This window comes from Paenibacillus sp. Paensp111 (genome assembly GCF_059492195.1).
On sequence record NZ_CP168527.1, the window covers coordinates 1,712,428 to 1,733,876 of the forward strand.

Consider the following 21,449-nt stretch of genomic DNA (forward strand, 5'->3'; position numbering starts at 1 on the left):
GATTTCCGGGATGGAATTTAGTCTGAGGGATGGGAATGGGGACAATTTTGTTTTCCCCGTGAATCCTGAAGAAGTGCAGATTACACGCGAGCGGGGATACGATACGGTATCCCTTTTGTCGCTGGGCGATTTTGATTTTCCGCAAGGGGAGAGGGTGAAGGAGATCACCTTCTCTTCTTTTTTTCCAAAAGTATATGACGAGAGTTACTGCAACTATAAGCCCGTTCCCGACCCGCAGAAGGCCATGAACAAGCTGACGACCTTTCTGCACAGCAAGACTCCGCTGCGGTTGATCATCACAGGGACTCAGGTGAACACATTGGTTATTATAGCCTCCCACAATTCGACCTTTCGTGGTGGTGAAACGGGAGATGTCTATTTCGATCTGACCCTGAGGACTTGGAGAGAGTTGAAGGTTGGCAAGTTAGGTGGAGGGACTGCAGGGTCTGCAGCCAAATCCAGTCGGCCTGATCTGAAGAAATCCCCCAAAATCTATATTGTTAAGCCAGGAGATTCGCTAACGAAAATAGCCAAGCTCCAGCTCGGCAGCAGCGCACGTTGGAAGGAGATTTATAAGCTTAACAAGCTGCTGATCGGGAATGATCCGAACAAGATCAGGGTTGGTCAGAAGCTGGTGATGCCATGACTAGCGTAGGCAGTGAGGCCAATTACAAAGTGATTTTGCAGAACAAGTACGACCTTACCTCGCTGGTGGAGAGTATTTCACTCAGGGATTCACTGGATCAGATCGCATACCAGGCAACGATCAGTCTTATAGTCAATTCAAGCCTGCCTGCAATAGAACCGGGGCAGGATATTCGTGTTAGTGGTGTGCCCTATGGAGGTAAAGGCCTGGTGTACCTTCTTCAGCCCGGAGTGATCTGGGAGTGTGAAAGCTCGGGAAGCCCCAAGCGGCTTACGTTAACGGTATACGATAAGACGATTTACCTGGATCGTTCAGAAGATGAATACCTGTTCCCCAAAGGGCAGTCTGCCGACGAACGAATGAAGAAATATGCGCAGCACTGGCATATTCCACTGCATAAAGACATGCCGAATACGAAGACAAAGCTTGGACGGTCCATGTACCGGGCTCAGTCTATCTATTCGATGATGACCAATGATCTTAGGGAGACGGCAAAGCTTGGGGGTGAGCTGTTCCATCCGAGAATGACGCCGGGCGGTCTTATACTGTACAAATTAGGCAGTAACGCTGTGGTCTATAAGCTTGATTATATTACTGAGTTTAATCAGTCCAGATCCTTGGAGGGAGCTGTGACTGAGGTAAAGGTCATCGGTTCGTCGGAAAGCGGCAACGAGGATATTCCATCTAAAGTGCTGGCTAGGGTGAAAGGGGAGACGGATAAGCTTGGCACGCTGCAGAAAATTGTCCAAGACGACGCGGTTAAGACGCAGGCTGCTGCCAAAACATTGGCTAAAAGCAAGCTTGCAGGTATCCAGCATTCACTGACCGTGACTTCCCTTGATGTGAACACGATCAGGGCAGGGGACGCCGTTACATTCAGTGGAGAACGACTAATTGTGACTTCTGTCAGCCGGGAACTGAAGAGTGGAGGCACGATGACCTTGGAGCTTGCTTCAAAGGATGATGTAAGAAGGAGGTTTTATCTTGAGTGAAGATGCTTATGGAACGCTGGCTTCACTGGTTAACACCGCCATGTTGTCTCATACCAAGCAGGCATTGAGTGGAGTGGGGCCCGTCTTGGCTACCCTAACTCCATCAGGTCTGAGGCTGGATGATTTCAAGCATGAAATCCAGGATTTCTTGGTGGCGGAGCTTCCTGGGAACTTAGTTCTGCCTGAATTCACACTTACAGGTACTGTGGAAGGTCTGAGGGATGGAAGTGGTGCAGCGGTTGGTGGAGAGGGACGGTTTCTTTTTCACGAGACAGAAGTGGAGAAGACCTTATTGAATGTGCGAAAAGGTCTCCAGCCCGGGGATCGGGTGCTTGCTCTTCGCCTAAATGGAGGCCAGGATGTAGTTGTCATGTGTAAGGTGGTGAGCGGGAATGCCTAATCTATTTCCTGTAAGCGCGGATTTATCAGAATCTGAGCTTCTGCAGGAAGCCGAGGCAGGGGCCACGACTCGATTCGGACGGAGCTGGAGATTTGATTTTGATGCAGGAGAATTTAGGATTACCCCGACAGGCAAGATCGCTGAAGCGGACGAGAAGCAGGCCTGGGTCCAGTGGTGTATGAAGACGATTCTAACCGCACGATACAAGTATCTAATCTACTCCCGTGACTATGGTCATGAATTGGAAGATCTGATCGGTTCCGGGGGGCAGAGAGCTGTCTATGAGAGTGAGATTCAGAGAATGGTTCAGGAGGCTTTGCTCACGGACAGCCGTACCGAACGGGTGGATGGGTTCGAGTTCAATTGGCTGGGGGATAACTGCTCTTTCAGTTGCAGCGTATCTAGTATCAGGGACGAACAAGTAACTTTACAGGGAAACGTGGTGATATGATGAACGAATTGCCTTTGTATTTGGAGGATCAGACTGAAGAAAATATTTTGCAGCGCATGCTGGCCAGAGTGCCTTCCGATATCGATATTTCGGAGGGTTCTTTCATGTGGGATGCGGCCGCTCCGGCCGCATTCATGCTGTCCGAAGCTGCAGTATGGGCACAGCAGGTGCTGAATCGCGGGTTCGCAGCGACCGCCTATGGCGAATATCTGGATCTTCGCTGCGCCGAGCACGGCGTAGTGAGACGGGAAGCTGCACAGGCTGCAGGTATGGTCATTTTTACTGGAACCCCTGGAAGTGTGATTCCATCTGGAACGATTGTGGCTACACCTGCGGATGAGATATCGGGGGAGAACTCGATTGATTTTGCTACTGTTGAAGAGGTTGTACTGGGTGAGGATGGACTTGGGACAGTCACAGTAAGGGCGGTGGTCGCTGGCAAGAACGGGAATGTTCCTGGAGGTACGATTACCGTGATGACATCATCGGTTAGCGGGATCAGTGCTGTTACGAATGAATCGGAGACAAAAGGCGGTGCAGATGTCGAATCGGATGAGTCTCTGCTTGCGCGTTATCTTGAGAAAGTTCGCAGTCCTGGGACCAGCGGGAATAAGGCGCAGTATCGCCAGTGGGCTTTTGAACAGCCGGGTGTAGGAGGGGGGCAGGTTCAGCCTCTTTGGAAAGGACCGGGAACCGTAGGCATTTACCTGCTAGATTCAGAGAAAAGGGCAGCTAACTCGGAGGTGGTCGAAGCCGTACAGCACTATATGGATCCAACTCAGGATGGGCAGGGTCAAGGGGCCGCCCCAGCGGGAGCTGTGGTAACTGTCATGGCGGCAGAAGAAGTGCCTCTAAATATTAGTGTCAAGCTGACGCTGGCTGGCGGTTCTTCGCTAGCTAATGTGAAGACGATGATTGAGAAAGGAATTCGGGATTACCTGAAGACGATCGCCTTTACCGATCCGCTTGTCCGCTACACAAGAATTGCAGCCGTTCTGTTGGATATCTCAGCCATTATTGACTACACAGACCTGACCATTAATGGGGTGAGTAATACCAATCTAGAGATCCCACAGGGCAAGGTCGCAGTGCTCGGGACGGTGAATGTTGATGAGTGAGTTGGTGATGAGGAGTAGGCGGGGGCAGGAAATGCTGTCCTATTTGCCTGATTATTATGCGACCTCAAGGGTCATTAAGGCGGATATGGATGCAAAAGGGGCCGAGTTGGACTCCCTCTTCGCGGCTATGGATGAGATGCTAGATCAATTCTTCGTCAAGACCGCCACATGGGGACTGGGCAGATGGGAGTCAGAGCTTGGCATTCGGACGGAGCTGGGTAAGCCTATTGAACAGCGCCGCGCGCTGGTAGAGTCAAGACTAAGAGGGGCCGGAAGTTTCACAGGTCGTCTAGTGAAAAATGTAGCCGAGTCGTATAACGGCGGGAAAGTGAATGTTACGTTCCAGCCGGCGAAATATTCTTTTGCGATCCAATTCGTAGATACAATTGGTATCCCGCCGAATCTGGACGATCTCAAGGCTGTAATTGAGGAGATCAAGCCAGCACATATGGCGGTGGAGTATGAGTTCAGTTATATGCTAATCCGCGATCTTCATGGAGTAATCAAGATTAATGAGCTGGAGAACATTCCATTATCTAAATTTGCAGGAGGTGGTTACCGTGGCTAGCAGCACACCCAATTTGAATTTATTGAAAAAGAACCCAGCAACAGACGGCAATGACACGTTCAACATCGACACCATGCTTAATCAGAACTGGGACAAGATAGATGAGGCCATTGGCTCCATCCATTTAGATATTCCAGATGCCAGCCTGACGGTAAAAGGGAAGGTGCAGCTTTCCAGCTCCACAAGCGGAACGAGTGAATCGCTGGCGGCTACGGAGAAGGCGGTAAAGGCCGCATATGATCGGGCGAGCGCAGGGGTAACGGCAGCTGGTGCAGCCGAGACGAACGCTAAGAATTACACAGATCAAGTAAATAGATGGGGGGCTTTATAAATGGCAGATGTAAGCAAAAGATTAGCTAAGGGGATATTTGGTACAAGCAGTTCCACGCTATACACTGTACCGGCATCTACTACAACCTTTGTAAAGGCGTTAACTATTTGCAATAAGACGGCAACAGATGCAGTTGTAACTCTTTTGCTGGCTGGAACAGAAGTGATCTATCAGCATAAGATCAAGGCTAACGACACGATCACCATTCCGTTCCTTGATCAGATTCTGACTGCAGGGGAGACGATCACCGGACTGGCCGGGACAGCATCTGCACTTACCTATTACATGAGTGGCCGTGAGGTGAGCTAAATGGGTAAGCTGGATTCGTTTCGACTAGACGCTAATAGGATAGACGGTGGCAGTGGATCTGGTACCGCGGGAGCAGGGGATGTTCGCGTTGGCAAAACTTTTTCCAATGATGCTGATACTGATTTGGCAGGAGCGCTCGTTACGCAAGCTTTAGCAGCCCAGACCATTTTCCCTGGAGCATCAGATATTGTTAAACCAGCAGGCATTTATGACGGAACTATTACGATCAAGGCAGGTAAAGCATTGGGCTCGGATGTATCCTATTTGGATATGGGATTAAATCTCCCTTTCATGAACTCGCTTTTAAATCAAAATAGCTATACCATTAAGGTTGTTGGCACGTCTGAAAACTATATACTTATAGACTCAGGCTCTACGGCGATACTGTATACCCGTTCAGGGACAAGGCTGTGGCTATATAGTACTAGCGGCTCGGCAGTGCTGAGAACGGGTGCTATCAACGAATCGTCTGGTTATGCAATTGCATCTTTCGCTGCCAATGGTTATTTGCTTATTTACAAACTTAACTTAACAACTGGAGTGCAAATGGGTTATCTATCCATTCCCTCGGTCAACACTCCACCATTGTTACTGATAGGGGACATATTATATATCAAAAACGATAATTACCTAACTTCAGTGAATGTCACGACTATGGCCACCATTCGACAGGTGACGGTTGGTTCAACTGCCGACACATATATGTTGGATTATTACGGAGGGAACTTATATACAAAATCAGTTAATACAATTTATAAATACAGCATATCAGCGGGTATATTCAATTTTGCTGAGTCGTTCCCATTAAATAAGGCAGATAACACCGGGCTGACTTTGGATGTCGTGAAAATGAACCCAGTTACCGGCGACTTTTATAATACAACTGGCACGGCGTTGCAATGTATTGGGTTCGATACCAAGACAGTGAAGTGGGAAACAGCCTACGGAGGATTGCAAGGGGTTTACAATGATGGATCTTGTTTTCTGGTCAGTAATACACCGCCCATTGCCAGAGTTTATTTATCTTCGGGGCTGCTGCTGTCTACTGGGAATATACCTAGCTACTATGCGCCTGGTTACAATAACTATTCCAGCTATTATGACTGTTATATCGATGGGATTTGGATACCACATAGAGATAGCTCAGACAACGTTTATAATAAAGTATTCTCGTATAGTCTTACCAGAAAACTACTAAGTTAGAGGAGGAACGGTAAATGTCTATTTTTCTAGTATTTAATGCTAAAGAGACACTAAATGGTGAGAGTGTTGTGGAAACCATTCATTATCAGCCCGAAGACTTGACGTCAGAACAATTGAAAGCAGGGATTTTAGTTGATTCTTTACCAGTGCAACCAGAGCACGATATATCGCAATATCCAATGCTAACGAGAAATGAGACGACGGGTAAAATCAGGTATCAACTTGTCCATAGTCCAGACTTAAATCCATTAAATGACCAAATCAAGCACCTCCAGGATGAAAATTCTCTCTTGAAAGCCCAAAACTCAGCTTTAAAAGATCGTGCTGACTTTATCGAGGATGTTATCGCTGAGATGGCATCTCACATTTACCAATGATAATCCGCATGCTCTATTGGCTTCTAACACGCATAAGGGGAGGTGAGGACGAATGGCAATGTTTTTTGCACAACGCGTCATCCTTGGCAAGACCAAGTTTACAGACGTACCGGCATCCCTGCAACCAGGAGTAAAGGACATTCTGGTAGATAGTGGCCTGGATTACCTGGCCCAGTAAACAAACACCGCCGCCAAGCTCACTTTTTATGCCCCCGCATCCCGGGGGCTCTTTTCTTAAAACAACCACTATTACACACAGAGGGAGGCTAATTTATGACCGACGAGAAAGTAAATAAAGAGGGAGGGACAAAGGATGTAGTTATCCAAAGGCTCGAAGGGGTCGAGAAGGGGCTTGCAGCATTGTCCAATGAGTTTACCCGACTAGCAGCCGAGAGCATCAGCACGGCAACCAAAATCAAGCTCCTGGAAGAGAATGATCATCGTCATGATGAGAGTATCAACCAGATCAAAGAATCCACGATAAAAATGGAAATCCAATTCAGCGCTATTATGGCCAAGTTCGATTCATTGGAAAGTAAGATTTTCACCCTGCTTCAACAGGCAGGCAAAGACAGCAGCGCCGAGCGCAAAATGTGGCTCGATCTGCTTAAGTACGTAATTGGAATTACCGTAGGGGTAATGGTAGCAAATATGTTCCTTGGAAAGTAGGTGTAACCATGCGATATGACATACGGAACCGGACCAATCTGGATAACCTGTCCCCAAATACCCGCATGGCAGCTTATAGATGGTATCAGTTTTGCTTGGATAACAACATAGATATCCTAATTACTGAGACGATCCGGACGAAGGAGAAGCAGGCTGAGTATGTAAAGAACGGAACGAGTCATACCCTGAAGAGTTGGCATTTGGTAGGCCAAGCTCTTGACTTTGTACCTGTGTCTGCAGCTGGTGGGGCTGACTACAACGCCTATAACCGGGCAGACATTCAAAGGGCCATTATCGAAGCCAAACGACTTGGATTCAAGTGGGGAGGGGACTGGAAAGGCAGTTGGGACAAGCCGCATTTGGAGTATCCGTACAAAGGCTATGGAACAGATAAGAGGCTTGAATTCATGCCCGTAATTAACAATTTTAAGGGAGATGATGAACGAATGACAGCAGCAGAAAAGAAGGAATTTGATGCACTTAAGGACACAGTAAATGCCCAGGCCGACCGTCTCACAAAGCTCGAGAAGCTGCACACAATGGAAATACCTAAATGGGCTGAGAAGGCTGTGAAATCCGCATATGAAGCCGGATTAATTGACACCCCTAAGGGTGGAAGTGAGGATTTTTATAGGGTATTAACGGTTCTCTATCGCGGCGGGTTACTCAATACTAGAGCGGAGGATAAACAATAAATGGATAATGCAAATCTCACAGTAGTTCTGGCCTTCGCTTCGGTGTTGGCCATTTTTGTATTGGCTGGGGTGCAGCTGGTTAAGACAACGATAAATGTGAAAAAGAGTTTGCTGCCGGTGATCGGCCTGGGGATCGGGCTTGTTATTGGAGCAGTAGCAGCCCCATTCACAGACCTTAATCTGACCCTGCGTCTTTGGGCAGGAGGATTAGCTGGACTCAGTGCGACGGGATTATTCGAACTCGGAAAGAATCGACTGGGGAATCTAGAGGATTAACATCAGGGCTTGTCCTTCTTTTTATCATCAATTATTTTCCTCTGCGAGGGCGTACACCCAGCCACACGGGCACCAGCGGGCATATGGTAGGGTAAGTCAACTATCAAGGAGGAATTATTTAATGAACAATAGTGCCTTAGGAATGTCAGAGAACCACAAAATGGGTATGGGATACGGTGCACCTATGCAAAGCCCGGTCTACACATCTCCAATGCAAGGTTACGAACATGAGCCTATGCATATGCATGGAGCTCCTTATCATCATTGTCCGCCCGTACATGTACAGTCTGCGTGTCACACTCCAGCCCCTGCCGCAGGAATCTGGGCTTCTACAGGTTATATTCTTGTCCTGTTCATTCTTCTGGTTATCATCACTCGCGGTTTGTGGATCTGAGCATTCTCTCAGTAAGGAACAAGCGGGCCTCCCGGGCCCGCGCCTTATTTAAAGTCCCGTCTTCTTACCTTGGTCATGGCCATCTTTCACAGGCTGTACATGCTTCTGATGCTTCATCAGCTCACTAACAGTAACGCAGCGATACCCGCGTTTTTGAATCTCGGGGAGAATTGTTTTTAGAGCCAGAGCAGTCTGTGAGCTTCCTTCTACATGGTCATGCATTAGAATAATGTCGCCGCTGCGGAGATTGCCCAGCACCTTGCTCACAATCCGGTTCACGCCGGGTCTCGCCCAGTCCCGTGTATCTTGATGCCAAGACCAGAGCACAACCTGATAGCCTTTATCATGACTGGAAGTAACAATGCTTTTATTGTAAAAACCGCCTGGCGGGCGGAATAAGACGGAATGCTTCCCTGTAGCATTATATATTGATTCTTCAGCTCGGGTGACTTCTTTATCGAATAATTGGGTTGAATTTCTCGCGTTGAAATACGTGTGTGAATACGTGTGATTTCCAATTTCGTGTCCTTTTTGGATCACCTCTTTAAGAAGCCCCGGATGCTGGACAGCCCGGTTACCAATTACGAAGAAGGTGGCCTTCGCTTGATATTGCTCGAGAAGATCGAGAATGACAGGAGTCTGCTTGGGGTCTGGCCCATCGTCAAAAGTAAGAGCAACCACCTTGTCCTTGGTAGGAACCTCCCATACAATTTCCCCGCGGGGTTCAAAGTAATCCCGTCCCATCGGTGCTCCCTGAGCCGCCGCTGAGCTGTCAGTACCTGAGATCGCACTGGTGCTAAGGACTAGCGACAGGGCTATTGTCCGCCATTTATACATGGTTGCCTCCTTAATAAGTGAACAAGATTCATTTATTATGTGAGGAATGGGGCAGTTCATACATTTCTACCTGAAAAGCTGGCGTTATGGCTAGTGTTGACATATTAGCAAGCAGCATGGTATGATCTATTTCGTCGCTAATAAAGTAATATTTTTATCAGCACTAATTGGCGTAAATACGCCGGGGTGGCGGAATTGGCAGACGCACAGGACTTAAAATCCTGCGGTAGGTGACTACCGTACCGGTTCGATCCCGGTCCTCGGCATCCTTGATTGATAAGGGCAGGTCTTTACGACCGCAGCCCTTGAATAAAGCTCCTTTCAGTGCTTGTCTAATTACAAGTTCTGGAGAGGAGTTTTTATTATGTTTAGATTTATTAAAGTCATAATACATCTCCTTCCATCATACAAAATTCCCTAGAATGCAGCACATAGCTATTTTCTTTATTTTAAATGATAAATATGTATGAAAATAACAGGACTTTATACACGCTCTAAAGTTCACTTTGTAATGTTAATATCTACAAAAGGTTGAGATTAACTTTAACTTCAAGCTTTTGATTTTACAGAGAAGGCCAACAAACGACCTCTACGGAGATGTGGTGGGCTATCTCTTTAACATCTTTGGAAAACGCTTTCAAAATATAGCGAAGGGAGAAAATGAATGCGGGAAAAAATCATAATCATTGATAATGATACTGAAACTCGCAAGTTATTGATTCAATACTTTCTCAAACATGGGTATGAGGCAGTTGGATATGCTCATAGCGGACAAGCCTTGGTCAGCCTCATTCATTCTCAAGATCCTGATTTAATAATTCTTGACTTGTCAATGCCAGGAGAGAGCAGCTTGAACTTATGCACGGACTTGCGCCATGTCAGCGATAAACCAATCCTATTTATAAGTCATCATACCGAAGATGATCTCAGGATTGAAGCCCTGAACCGGGGAGCAGATGAGTTTATTGCCAAATCTTCAAGCTTTGAAGTATTGCTCGCCCGAATCCGAGCACACCTCCGCAGGTATAGACGAGCCTTCCCTGTTAACCAACGTCATTTGATACTCTATCCAGGCCTGCATATCGATCCTACTACCCACTCAGTAATAGCCCATGGCAAGGAAGTCTCTTTATCTTCTAAAGAATTTCGACTCCTTGTTGTTCTGGCAAAGAACCCAAATCGCGTATTCCACACCGAAACCTTATATGATCTGATTTGGAAAGAAATTAAGCACGGGGACATTCGAACAGTCATGGTCCATATTTATAATTTGCGGCAAAAGATCGAGAAAAACCCAAGCGATCCGCTATATATTCATACGGTTAGAGGTGCCGGCTATAAATTTAATGGATCGGTCTCACTAATGATGGAGTCTAGGGATACTTAGTTGTGGAGCACTGCTTACTAAACTAATCTATAACTTTTCTTAAAAACTTATTTCATAACTTTAACTAGATTTTAACATAAGTTGGTAAACTTGATTTTAGATGAAAACGATTGCACTCATCATGAATCCAGCTTTTTAAGTAGATTATCACTTGCTGGTATACGGATCACGTTTTCTCGTTTCATACCAAAGGTTAGAGGAGGAGAAAAAATTAATGGTAAAAAAAAGTTTCAAAGTTTTACTGTGCATGATGCTGTTCTGCTCAATGCTATTGAGTGCTGCAGTACCAGCGGGCCAAGCAACAGCGGCCACAGTAACCCCGGACGGCAACGGCGGACAGCTGCAAGTAGCTAGCCCATTTAGCTGGGATAATGCAAACGTTTACTTCGTCATGACAGACCGTTTCAATAACGGTAATACCGGCAATGACGGCGCTTATGGCAGACCTAAGGCAGATGCCTGGGGCTCGAATGTGGGTACATTCCATGGCGGAGATATTAAAGGCTTGACTAAGAAACTGGAAGAAGGCTACTTCACAGATCTGGGTACAAATGCAATTTGGATTACAGCTCCTTGGGAACAAATGCACGGCTGGGTAGGCGGTAAAGATGGTGACTTTGCTCACTATGGCTACCATGGCTACTATGGTCTTGATTTCACTGAAATGGACAAAAGCATTGGTACTATTGATGAAATGCGCGAGTTCGTTGATCTCGCTCACAGCAAGGGAATCCGCGTTGTCTTTGACGTGGTTATGAACCATGTCGCTTATCCAACACTTGTGGACATGGCGGAATACGGGTACGGAGATCGCGGCGGACTCGCTGGCAACTGGACTCCAGATAAGAACCAAGGCCAGAACTGGCACACGCACAATAACATTATGAACACGAGTAATTCCAGTGCATGGGCTTCCTGGTGGGGTAGCAGCTGGATTCGTGCCAACAATATTGCGGGTTACGATCAATGCGGCGGCAGCGATCAGACCCTCTGCGTAGGGTTCCTGCCTGATATCAAGACGGAGTCCACTACTCCTACTGGTCTTCCACCGATATTGAAGACGAAGTTCAACAAAGAAACAAGCGGTTACGACAACTGGATCGTTCCGGCAGCCAAGCAATACCGCCAAGACCTGAACGTCGCTCCTAAGGATTACATGATCAAATGGCTGTCTTCATGGGTCGAGGAATTCGGTATTGATGGCTTCCGTGTTGATACTGCGAAGCATGTTCAGGCAGACAGATGGAAGGAACTCAAGACAAGCGCAAGCAGTGCGCTGACGAAGTGGAGACAGAACAACCCTACGAAACCGGGTGCAAATTGGACAGATAACTTCTGGATGACAGGTGAAGTGTATGATAAAGGTCTCGGCAGAGACGGCACATACTTCGACAATGGATTTGATTCCTTAATCAACTTCTCGTTCCAAAGTGCGAATAAGAGCGATTTGGAAGCACTTTTCTCACGCTACGCAAGTGAGTTTAATAACGATCTGCCCAACTATAATATGCTTAGCTACATCTCGTCCCACGATAGAAATCTTTACAACCGTGCTGGCTTGGTTGATGCAGGTACAGCTTTGCTGCTGCTTCCTGGCGCGGTGCAAACCTTCTACGGAGATGAAACGGCAAGACCGTTCGGGCCTACCGGGTCAGACCCTGACCAAGGCGCACGCTCAGATATGAATTGGAGCAGCATTAACCAAAATGTTCTGTCACATTGGCAGAAGCTTGGACAATTCAGAAACAACCACATTGCAGTAGGTGCTGGAACTCATAAGAAGCTTGCGGATAGCCCGTATACGTTCTCACGCATTTATGAGAAGGATGACGTTCTAGATAAAGTAGTTGTGGCTACAGGAGCTTCCGGAACTGTAGATGTGAATGTATCCGGCGTATTCCCGGATGGTACTACTGTACGCGATGCTTACACGAAGAATGAAGTAGTTGTAAGCGGAGGCAAAGCCAAATTTACCGCTGGAGTCAATGGAGTTATTTTAGTTGAAAATGTTGGTGTAAACAAAAAATTCCCGGTTCTGACTGCCTCACCAGCAGGCGGTAAATTCAAGACTGAAACTACCACAGTAACCCTTTCGATCAAGAATGCGGACAGCGGAAAGTACACGCTGGATGGCAGTGATCCGATTAACGGAACTGCATTTACTAATGGAACAACAATCACAATTGGCTCAGGCATGGCCATTAATGACACGAAGACACTGAAGATGTACGCAACTAATGAAAATGGCGAAGGTTCTGCGGCTTACGACTTTACGAAGGGTGATCCTAATGCCAAGCTGGAAGTGTACTTCAAGAAACCGGCTGGATGGGGAACACCTTCCATCTATTTCTACGGTACAGCACCTAAGGACAACGACCCAACCTGGGCTACTGCCCCAGCAATGACAAGCGCTGGCGGAGACTGGTATGTCTACAGCTTCGACAAGGCTGAACAAGCTACGATTATCTTTAAAGACAACACAGGCAAACAATTGCCTGCCCAGAACCAGGCTGGCTTCACCAGAACAGCAACAGGCTGGTATGACGGAAGCACATGGTCCGATACAGATCCACGTATCATAACTAAACCTACGGCTCCAGCAAACCTGGCTTCATCAGCGAAGACAGACAAGACCGTAACATTGACTTGGAATGCATCTACTGACAGCTCCGGAATTGCCGGATACGATGTATACCGCAACAATGTGAAGGTAGGATCATCTACAACAGCAACTTATAAGGATACAGGCTTGACTGCTGAAACAACGTATACCTACAAAGTTATTGCCAGAAGCCAATCCGGCGGAACATCCGATCCAAGTAACGAGATCAGCGTTAAGACTAACCCGACTGAACAAGGCACAGACAACACTGTTACGGTTTACTACAAGAAAGGATACGCAACTCCATACATCCACTACCGCGCTGAAGGTGGAACATGGACAGTCGTTCCTGGCATGAAAATGGCAGATTCTGAAATTCCAGGATATGCTGTGTATACAATTGATTTGGGCACCTCAACGGCAACACGAGCAGAGGTAGCGTTCAATAATGGGAGCGGTCAATGGGACAGCAACAATCAGAAGAACTATTTCTTCAACAAAGGCGACAATACCTATGACTCAGGTAAAGTGACTGCAGGTAAACCGGAAGGTCCAAAGCCAGGCAATAAGGTTACCGTCTACTACAAAGAGGGTTGGACGAATGTTAATATTCATTATCGCCCCGAGGGTGGCACTTGGACGTCCGTTCCAGGCGTGAAGATGGAGAATGATTCGCTGAATCCGGGCTACAAAAAAATAACTATTGATATTGGAACCGCAAGCCGTCTGGAGGCTTGCTTCAACAACGGAAGCAATGTCTGGGATAGTAACGGTCAGAAGAACTACTTCTTCAACACTGGCGACAATATTTACATTCCTGGTATCAATAATGCCGCAGGACAAGTGAAGCTTGGGGAGAAGCCGGTGGGAGTAGATACGATTGCTCCTTCAATTCCAGCTAACCTTGCTGGCAATCTCAGCAGTGGAACTCCTAAGACAATCACGTTGACTTGGGGTGCCTCTACTGACAATATTGGCGTAGCAGATTATCAAATTACTCGTAAGAGTGGTACAAACACGGAGACATTTACGGTGAAAACATCAACATTTATCGACAGCACCGTAAAGGAAGGTACGACTTACAAGTACCTAGTCCGCGCTCGTGATGCTGCAAATAATTTTTCCGCTAACAGCAATGAAGTAACCATCGAAGTACCGAGTACGGGTGATACCATCGCACCTTCGGCGCCAACCAATGTAACGGGTACAGCAACTGCTAACAGTGTTGCCCTTGGGTGGACGGCTTCGACAGACAATGTTAAAGTTACGGGTTATGAAATCTATCGTAATGGAGCTAAAGTGGGTACTTCAGCCACTCCAAGCTTTACCGATACTGGATTAACTGAAGCAACATCGTACAAGTACACTGTCAGAGCTTACGATGCTGCCGGCAACTTTTCTCCTGCCAGCAATGAAGTAACCGTTGAAACTTTAGCCGGAACTGGAGTCGATACAGAGGCACCAAGTATTCCAGCCGGACTTGTATCGAACGGTAAGACAAGTTCAACGGTAAGCCTGACCTGGACAGCTTCGTCAGATAATGTTGCGGTGAAGGGTTACGACATCTATCGTGGTGCAGTAAAGGTTGGAACTTCAACAACTACAACTTTCAAGGACACAGGTCTGACTGCAGAAACATCATATACCTACACTGTAAAAGCTTATGATGCTGCAAATAACTTCTCATCAGCAAGCGCTGAGCTTACAGTGGTGACATTGAAAGATGTTATCGTCATTCCTGGTGGAGACAAGCCATATTCCACTAACCCTTCATTTGGGAAACGCGTATCCACTCCAATCACCATTGATGGAGCCAACAGTGGTGAATGGACAGATGACATGCTGATTGCCATCGACATGGCCGGTGATGATCCGCGTACACTTGGCAGCAACTGGTCTATGCATGAAACGCCAATGGATCTTAGTCATTTGTGGGCAGCATGGGACAGTGATTACCTGTACCTGGCTTGGCAGTATGTAGATGTTACAGACATCGTTGACCCTGCTAATGCTGGTTCTGCTGGCGGAACACCGATCCGTTCAATGGATATGCCGCAGACCATTGCTTTTGACACGATTCGTGGTGCTGGGGCAACAAATGATATGTGGAAGAAGAATGGAAATAAGCCGCTCTGGGGCGGTCAGGATCTTCCTGATTATCAATTTAATATCGCTTCAAATATGTTCCACTCCGGTTACATTTCAAGAGCAGTTAACGGTTTGTTCCCTGTTGACGATGCTGGAGTGAACTATAAGACAGGCGCAGCAGCTGGTATTACCGTTAAATTTGCTAAAGGCAAAGGATATACGACGCTGTGGGGTGTGAAAGATGCTGATGATGTTAAAGATGCAAGCAAACTTGTAAACTTCATGGCGCTTGGACATGATCCAAATCGTGATACATTCTATGAAGCGAAAATTCCACTCAGCGCACTTGGAAATCCGGATATTGAGCATGAAGGTATTGGTGTAATGCTATCCCAAGGCGAATTCTCACCAATGGATACCCTTCCTAATGATCCAGCGACTTCCGATACGCCAGGGGTCTCAGAGTCCAACTCCCCTAAAGAGTGGAGCGACATCGATTTATTGACTGTTCCATTCGCACGTATCGGCAAATAATCGCATACGGCTGTTGTTGAAATTGCATATTCCCTGCAACAACGCAAAGAGGTCGGCCAGTTTTCTGGCTGACCTCTTTCTATTATATCAGCGTTAATGACTAACAAAAAAATAGCAATCATTTGCGCTTCGTTATTTCATTCTGTATGAGCTTTTCGTTGTGACATAAATAATGTTAAACTGTAAAATAAAAGAATAGAGATATTGGACATTGAAAACTTAAGCTGATCTGGAGGCTCGACTTCAAAGCACATGCTTAAATTGCCTTGTCGACTTTTAGGGTATCCGAAATACATAGGCTCACTAGACAAGGCCGTCTCTGTTCCTACAGAGGCGGCCTTCTGCTGTTTTCCGCGTTGTCGGAACTGCGGATATGGGTAATTTGCAAGTAGAGAAGCAGTTAGGAGGAGACTGTGATGTTTGGTAACGATTGGGACGATATTCTAAAGAACGAGATCAATAAGCCATATTTCGTTGATTTGATGCGTTGGCTGGATGAAGAATATAAGGAGTATACCGTGTATCCGCCCAGGGAGTTCTTGTTCCAGGCCTTGAAGCTGACCCCTTATTCGGACACAAAGGTGGTTATTCTGGGACAGGACCCCTATCACGGGCCAGGACAAGCTCACGGACTGAGCTTTTCCGTGTTGCCCGGTGTTAAAATTCCGCCTTCACTTAGAAATATATATAAGGAAATGGCAAGTGACCTAGAAGTCCCCATTCCCGGGACGGGAACTCTTACCCCATGGGCTGAGCAGGGCGTGCTGCTGTTAAACAATGTGCTTACTGTTAGGGAAGGACAAGCGGGCTCTCATCACGGAAAAGGCTGGGAGCTGTTCACTTCAGCTATTGTGGAGGCGCTGAATCAGCGAACAGAGCCGCTTGTATTCATCCTTTGGGGCGCTCCTGCACAGAAGAAGGGAGCTATGGTGGACCGATCCCGCCATGAAGTCATCATGTCGGCTCATCCCAGTCCCCTTGCGGCCAGACGAGGTTTCTTTGGAAGCAGACCGTTCTCCAGAACCAATGATTTTCTCGAGAAGCAGAATAGACCAGCAATAAAGTGGGAGCTTGAATAGATTAACTGAGTCTTATTTTGCAGGAATTAGTCTTTGGATATGGAAAAGAATTAAGACCCTGTAAATGTAAGCAAGCTAATCAGACTCATGGGTGCATCAGATGTCACAAGTTACTGGAGAAGGAGAACGGGCCATGCGTTATGAGGATTGGATCGGACAGGAAGTGATCGTATACTGTCAGGACCAGGATGACATATACACGGGAACGATTGAAGGCTGGGACCGGGCCGCGAACAAGCTGCTATTGGGTCCCCGGTCAATCGCGGTACCGATTGAAGATATCATCAAAATTCAGCCTGGCAGCAGAGGCAAGAGATTTGCCAGAAAAGTAATGAAGACCCGAACCGTGAAGGCAGGCCCTCACTCGGTCGGGTATATCATGAAGAACCGGGTGCAGTTCGATAATGCTGTTTATTTTAAGTCCCCGGTTGCCGTGTGGAGAGACAATCAGCTTCTGCACTACCAAACAGCTATCCAGTATCATAATGAACACGAGGTGATGCTAATCACCGGGGAGAAGTATTCCAAGCTGAGTCATACTTTTGTAGTAAGATCCATTCGCGGCTGAGAAGGTTTGACGATAACTTTCGCAGTATCCTGGATTGTATAAAATATGTACTACCCCATGACTGAGGTGGTGCATATATTTTTTGGTTAAATCCTATTGTTTTCATCGGAATATGAGGTTATATTTAGAATATGAAATATAAGCAGAGAATACATTGAATAAGAAGATGAAATGGAATATAATTGGAACAAATGTTCTCGGTGTAAAGGATAACATCAATGATAAGACTTATTCCATTTATGAAACAGCGTATCTATCGATATGCGGCCTTGATTCTCTGCTTGTCTATACTTGCCGGCTGCTCATTCTCGGGGAGTACCAAGGATCAGTCGCCTGGCAGTCCGGTTGACGGGAAAGGCAAGCTGCAGGTAATTTTTATTGACGTAGGACAGGGGGCTTCCCAGTTAATTATCACCCCTACAGGAAAGACCCTGCTTATTGACGCCGGGAATAACGATCAGGAACAGGTGATGCTGGATACGCTGAAGAGGTATGGAGTCACTAGACTGGATATTGTCATCGGTACTCATCCTGACGCCGATCATATTGGCGGACTGGATAAGGTAATTGACCAGCTCAGCATCGGTAAGATCTATATGCCCAAAGTAAGCTCGAATACGAAGACATTTGAATCCGTGCTTCGTTCGATTCAGCGCAAGGGACTGAAGGTTACTACGGCCAAGGCGGGACTTACGCTGAACCTGGATAGCGGCGTACAAGTGAACATGATAGCTCCGTTGTCCCGCTACGAAGATACCAATAATAACAGTGCTGTAGTTAAAGTAACTTATGGCAAGCGTTCTTTCCTCTTAACAGGAGATGCTGAAGCGGAGAGCGAGAAAGACATGCTGGCCTCAGGTGCAAATCTGCGTTCAGATGTGCTTTTGGTGGGTCACCATGGCTCCAAGTCCTCTACGAGCACAGCGTTCCTCAAGAAGGTGAATCCACAATATGCTGTGATCCAGTCCGGCAAAGGGAACAAGTACGGTCATCCGACTCAGACGATTCTAAAGCGTCTGCAGAAGCAGGGTGTGAAGGTCTACCGCAACGATACCCAGGGAACGGTGGAATTTCTGACGGATGGGCAGCATTTTCAGATCAGAGCAGAAAGGTGAGCTGGTTATGAAAGGAATTGTCGAAGGATTTGAAGAGGGTTACTGCATTATCGAAGTAGACGGACATACGACAAATGTTCCTCTGAACCAGGTGGATCCCTCTGTTAAGACCTGTGATGTTGTCGATTGGGACGGCAAGCGATGGATCACGAACCGGAAAGAGACAGAGAAGCGTATCCAAGAAATCAAGTCACTGATGAAAGATGTGTGGGAAGATTAGAGGTTAAGGAGGATTGTAGCTATGTCAATACAGCGGCCATCAACAGGTGAATATTCACCCTATTATGAGAGCTATATTCAAGGACTCCCCGAAGGAGACATTCTGGCTCTCCTGGATTCTCAAATCAATGAATTTAGTGAGCTTCTCCAGTCCCTGACAGAAGAGAAGGCCAACTATCGCTACGCAGAAGGCAAGTGGAGTATTAAGGAAGTGTTAGGCCATATCAATGATACAGAGCGTATTATGAGCTATCGGTTGCTTCGGATTGCTAGGGGAGACAAGACACCTCTGGCTGGATTTAACGAATCCGACTATGTTACTTATGCTGGGTCAGAGCGGCTTTCGGTGAGTGACCTTGTGGCTGAATTCTCCGCCATCCGCACAGCTACTTTGGTATTAGCCAAACAGCTTAACGATGAAGCATGGAAGCGCACAGGAACGGCAAACGGAGCTGAAATTACTGCTCGCGCAGTTATTTACATCCTTGCAGGACATGCGGCTCACCATGTGAAGCTTATTCGTGAACGCTATCTTCAATAACAAATCTTAGTGGCGATCGATTTACATAATAAAATCTGGTTATAGCATTAAAGAAGCCTGCACCGAACAAGCGTAGCTTGATCAGTGCAGGCTTCTTTTGTCTATCTAAAATTTGAGGGTTATCACCTAAAGATGGCTTATTCCCACGAAGCGATAGCTTCCAGATTACCAGTAATCTCATACGCTCCGAAATCGACAGGGAGGATAAAGTGCTCACCTTTACGAAGCGGATACACATCGCCGCCGCATTGAAGTTCGCCTTCTCCGGCAATGATGCTGACTAGGGTATATTTGGAGCTTGAGTCAAAATGCGTCTGGCCGGTAACGGACCACTTTTGAACAGTGAAGAAGTCATTTGCCACAAAAGTCGTAATCTCCGCATGCTCTTGTACTTCTGTACGGTAAGTCTCTTCTTTGTATACCTGAGGGACTGTAGTTACTTGAATGGCCTTTTCAAGGTGGAGCTCACGTGTATTGCCTTCTGCATCTCTACGGTCGTAATCATACACACGGTAAGTGGTATCTGAGCTTTGCTGTGTCTCCAGCACAACAATGCCTTTGCCCAGGGCATGCAGTGTTCCACTTGGGACGTAGAAGAAATCGCCTGCTTTGACGGTAACTTTGGACAGAAGCTGATCCCATTTCCCTTCATGGATCCAGCTAGCCAGCTCCTCCTTGCTCTGTGCACCATGCCCGTAGATGATCTCGGCACCCGGTTCCGCATCTACAATATACCAGCATTCAGTCTTCCCAAGCTCGCCATTCTCGTGTTCTCCCGCGTAGGTATCGTCAGGATGAACCTGTACAGAGAGGTCATCTGAAGCATCCAGGATTTTGGTAAGCAGCGGGAATACCTTGGAGCTGGAGCGGAACAGCTCTTGATGGCTAGCCCATAACTCGCCAAGCGCCATGCCTTGAAAAGGACCATTCTTCACAACGCTCTGCCCATTCGGGTGTGCGGAGATAGCCCAGCATTCGCCGGTCTCATTTGAAGGAATTTCGTAACCGAACAGGTCCTTCAGCTTGGTGCCGCCCCAGATACGTTCTTTGAATACCGGTTCCAGAAAAATAGGTTGACTCATAATTATAATTCTCCTTCCACGTGATTGAAATGGTTGTGAACTAGTATGACATATGGACAAGTGCAGCTGCGCCAATTAGTCCAGCGTCCTGCTGCAGGGCGGCAGGCACGATGGGGGTCTTCCGGCCGGAAGGATTAAGAGCATACTTTCCAACGTAGTCCTGCACGGCCTTAAATAGCGGTTCGCCGACTTGGGAAACACCGCCGCCGATCACTATTTTCTCCGGATCCAGAGTATTGATCAATGTGACACACCCGATGCCAATATAATAGAACACCTTATCGACCAATTCTTTCACGGCAGGATGACCGTTGGCTGCTAGCTCGAAAGCTTCCTTAGATGTCACGCTGCGCCCAAGCAGCTCGCTCGCCTGTCTAGCAATGGCGGTGCCGGAGGCAACATACTCCCAGCATCCCCGCTGTCCGCATACACACAGCCCGGCAGCAGGATCAATGACGAAATGTCCCACATCGCCAGCGTTGCCGCTGGCACCTGTGATCAGCTTGCCGTGCATATAAATCCCGGCGCCAATTCCAGTGCTGATGGTGACGAATACGAAATGCTGTTCATCTTTGGCGGCGCCCAGCCACTTCTCGGCCAGTGTCGCGGCAGTAGCATCATTCTCCAGCTTGATCGGATAGGGAAGATGACGCTTCAATTCATGAATCAGCGGAAAGTCTCGCCAGGCTGGCAGGTTGGGAGGACAGGTAATCTGTCCGCTGCGAGTATCCAGCGGCCCAGGCGCTCCTATGCCGACACCGGCAATATCCTGGCCCGCGATTCCGCTGTTATGGACCAATGTAAGAACGGTCTCCGCGATCCGGTCCACCATGATATAAGGAGTTACAGTTGGATCCGTGGGAATCGAGGATTTCTGAATCACATCACCATCCGCGGAGATGATGCCGATCGCTGTCTTGGTTCCCCCGATATCGATCCCGATAGCATACTTCACATTAAGTACCTCC

At 47.3% G+C, this 21,449-nt stretch carries 25 protein-coding genes and 1 tRNA gene; 23 read left to right on the forward strand and 3 right to left on the reverse strand.

Going from position 1 to position 21,449, the window contains the following annotated elements; all coding sequences use genetic code 11:
• Nucleotides 1–10: 10 nt before the first annotated feature.
• The 15 genes from ACEN86_RS07780 (at nt 11) to ACEN86_RS07850 (ending at nt 8,429) form a co-directional block, all read left to right on the forward strand.
• Nucleotides 11–646: a LysM peptidoglycan-binding domain-containing protein gene (locus ACEN86_RS07780; RefSeq protein WP_495634248.1), complete on the forward strand. Its 636-nt coding sequence runs from the start codon at nt 11–13 to the stop codon at nt 644–646.
• Entirely contained in the window at nt 643–1,638 is a 996-nt protein-coding gene (locus ACEN86_RS07785) for an XkdQ/YqbQ family protein (protein WP_495633725.1), read from the forward strand. Before ACEN86_RS07780 ends, ACEN86_RS07785 begins: the two co-directional genes overlap by 4 nt.
• A complete protein-coding gene (locus ACEN86_RS07790) occupies nt 1,631–2,038 on the forward strand; it encodes a hypothetical protein (protein ID WP_495633726.1) in 408 nt (135 codons plus the stop codon). Before ACEN86_RS07785 ends, ACEN86_RS07790 begins: the two co-directional genes overlap by 8 nt.
• On the forward strand, nt 2,031–2,489 hold the full coding sequence (locus tag ACEN86_RS07795; protein ID WP_495633727.1) for a DUF2634 domain-containing protein: 459 nt from the start codon (nt 2,031–2,033) through the stop codon (nt 2,487–2,489). The genes ACEN86_RS07790 and ACEN86_RS07795 overlap by 8 nt, the downstream gene beginning before the upstream one ends.
• Nucleotides 2,489–3,607, forward strand: a complete 1,119-nt coding sequence (locus tag ACEN86_RS07800) for a baseplate J/gp47 family protein (protein ID WP_495634249.1) — start codon at nt 2,489–2,491, stop codon at nt 3,605–3,607. The genes ACEN86_RS07795 and ACEN86_RS07800 overlap by 1 nt, the downstream gene beginning before the upstream one ends.
• Complete coding sequence (locus ACEN86_RS07805) at nt 3,600–4,175, forward strand: YmfQ family protein (protein ID WP_495633728.1); 576 nt, start codon at nt 3,600–3,602, stop codon at nt 4,173–4,175. The genes ACEN86_RS07800 and ACEN86_RS07805 overlap by 8 nt, the downstream gene beginning before the upstream one ends.
• The gene (locus ACEN86_RS07810; RefSeq protein ID WP_495633729.1) at nt 4,168–4,506 is read left to right on the forward strand and encodes a tail fiber protein; all 339 of its coding nucleotides are present in this window, start codon (nt 4,168–4,170) and stop codon (nt 4,504–4,506) included. The genes ACEN86_RS07805 and ACEN86_RS07810 overlap by 8 nt, the downstream gene beginning before the upstream one ends.
• Nucleotides 4,507–4,815, forward strand: coding sequence for a hypothetical protein (locus tag ACEN86_RS07815; protein ID WP_495633730.1), 309 nt, complete (start codon nt 4,507–4,509; stop codon nt 4,813–4,815).
• On the forward strand, nt 4,816–6,018 hold the full coding sequence (locus ACEN86_RS07820) for a hypothetical protein (RefSeq protein ID WP_495633731.1): 1,203 nt from the start codon (nt 4,816–4,818) through the stop codon (nt 6,016–6,018). It abuts the gene before it with no gap.
• Nucleotides 6,019–6,032: 14 nt separating this feature from the next.
• Nucleotides 6,033–6,395 carry a hypothetical protein gene (locus ACEN86_RS07825; protein WP_495633732.1) on the forward strand — a complete coding sequence of 121 codons (363 nt, stop codon included), beginning with the start codon at nt 6,033–6,035 and terminating at the stop codon, nt 6,393–6,395.
• A 58-nt stretch (nt 6,396–6,453) separates the two neighbouring features.
• Entirely contained in the window at nt 6,454–6,573 is a 120-nt protein-coding gene (locus ACEN86_RS07830) for a CD1375 family protein (protein WP_495633733.1), read from the forward strand.
• 95 nt (nt 6,574–6,668) lie between these two features.
• Nucleotides 6,669–7,064: a hypothetical protein gene (locus ACEN86_RS07835; protein WP_495633734.1), complete on the forward strand. Its 396-nt coding sequence runs from the start codon at nt 6,669–6,671 to the stop codon at nt 7,062–7,064.
• Between the two features lie 8 nt (nt 7,065–7,072).
• Entirely contained in the window at nt 7,073–7,759 is a 687-nt protein-coding gene (locus tag ACEN86_RS07840; protein ID WP_495633735.1) for a M15 family metallopeptidase, read from the forward strand.
• Entirely contained in the window at nt 7,760–8,035 is a 276-nt protein-coding gene (locus tag ACEN86_RS07845; RefSeq protein ID WP_495633736.1) for a holin, read from the forward strand.
• Between the two features lie 319 nt (nt 8,036–8,354).
• The gene (locus ACEN86_RS07850) at nt 8,355–8,429 is read left to right on the forward strand and encodes a YjcZ family sporulation protein (protein WP_495634250.1); all 75 of its coding nucleotides are present in this window, start codon (nt 8,355–8,357) and stop codon (nt 8,427–8,429) included.
• Nucleotides 8,430–8,477: 48 nt separating this feature from the next.
• Here the strand turns inward: ACEN86_RS07850 and ACEN86_RS07855 are convergent, their stop codons facing one another.
• Nucleotides 8,478–9,266 carry a polysaccharide deacetylase family protein gene (locus ACEN86_RS07855; RefSeq protein WP_495633737.1) on the reverse strand — a complete coding sequence of 263 codons (789 nt, stop codon included), beginning with the start codon at nt 9,264–9,266 and terminating at the stop codon, nt 8,478–8,480.
• 180 nt (nt 9,267–9,446) lie between these two features.
• Between ACEN86_RS07855 and ACEN86_RS07860 the strand changes: the two genes are divergently transcribed.
• The 8 genes from ACEN86_RS07860 to ACEN86_RS07895 all read left to right on the forward strand — a co-directional run bounded on the left by ACEN86_RS07860 (nt 9,447) and on the right by ACEN86_RS07895 (nt 19,399).
• Nucleotides 9,447–9,532 (forward strand) — tRNA-Leu (locus ACEN86_RS07860).
• A 398-nt stretch (nt 9,533–9,930) separates the two neighbouring features.
• Complete coding sequence (locus ACEN86_RS07865; RefSeq protein WP_495633738.1) at nt 9,931–10,653, forward strand: response regulator transcription factor; 723 nt, start codon at nt 9,931–9,933, stop codon at nt 10,651–10,653.
• A gap of 214 nt (nt 10,654–10,867) precedes the next feature.
• A complete protein-coding gene (locus ACEN86_RS07870; protein ID WP_495633739.1) occupies nt 10,868–15,877 on the forward strand; it encodes a carbohydrate binding domain-containing protein in 5,010 nt (1,669 codons plus the stop codon).
• 416 nt (nt 15,878–16,293) lie between these two features.
• Nucleotides 16,294–16,956, forward strand: coding sequence for a uracil-DNA glycosylase (locus tag ACEN86_RS07875; protein ID WP_495633740.1), 663 nt, complete (start codon nt 16,294–16,296; stop codon nt 16,954–16,956).
• 100 nt (nt 16,957–17,056) lie between these two features.
• Nucleotides 17,057–17,524 (forward strand): hypothetical protein, encoded by a 468-nt coding sequence (locus ACEN86_RS07880; RefSeq protein WP_495633741.1) that lies wholly within the window; start codon nt 17,057–17,059, stop codon nt 17,522–17,524.
• A gap of 218 nt (nt 17,525–17,742) precedes the next feature.
• Nucleotides 17,743–18,639, forward strand: coding sequence for a ComEC/Rec2 family competence protein (locus ACEN86_RS07885; RefSeq protein ID WP_495633742.1), 897 nt, complete (start codon nt 17,743–17,745; stop codon nt 18,637–18,639).
• Between the two features lie 7 nt (nt 18,640–18,646).
• The gene (locus ACEN86_RS07890) at nt 18,647–18,859 is read left to right on the forward strand and encodes a DUF3006 domain-containing protein (protein WP_495633743.1); all 213 of its coding nucleotides are present in this window, start codon (nt 18,647–18,649) and stop codon (nt 18,857–18,859) included.
• 21 nt (nt 18,860–18,880) lie between these two features.
• On the forward strand, nt 18,881–19,399 hold the full coding sequence (locus ACEN86_RS07895) for a DinB family protein (protein ID WP_495633744.1): 519 nt from the start codon (nt 18,881–18,883) through the stop codon (nt 19,397–19,399).
• A gap of 137 nt (nt 19,400–19,536) precedes the next feature.
• Here ACEN86_RS07895 and manA read toward each other — a convergent pair whose 3' ends face one another.
• Entirely contained in the window at nt 19,537–20,481 is a 945-nt protein-coding gene (gene manA, locus ACEN86_RS07900) for a mannose-6-phosphate isomerase, class I (protein ID WP_495633745.1), read from the reverse strand.
• A gap of 40 nt (nt 20,482–20,521) precedes the next feature.
• Entirely contained in the window at nt 20,522–21,436 is a 915-nt protein-coding gene (locus tag ACEN86_RS07905; protein ID WP_495633746.1) for an ROK family protein, read from the reverse strand.
• Between the last annotated feature and the right edge of the window lie 13 nt (nt 21,437–21,449).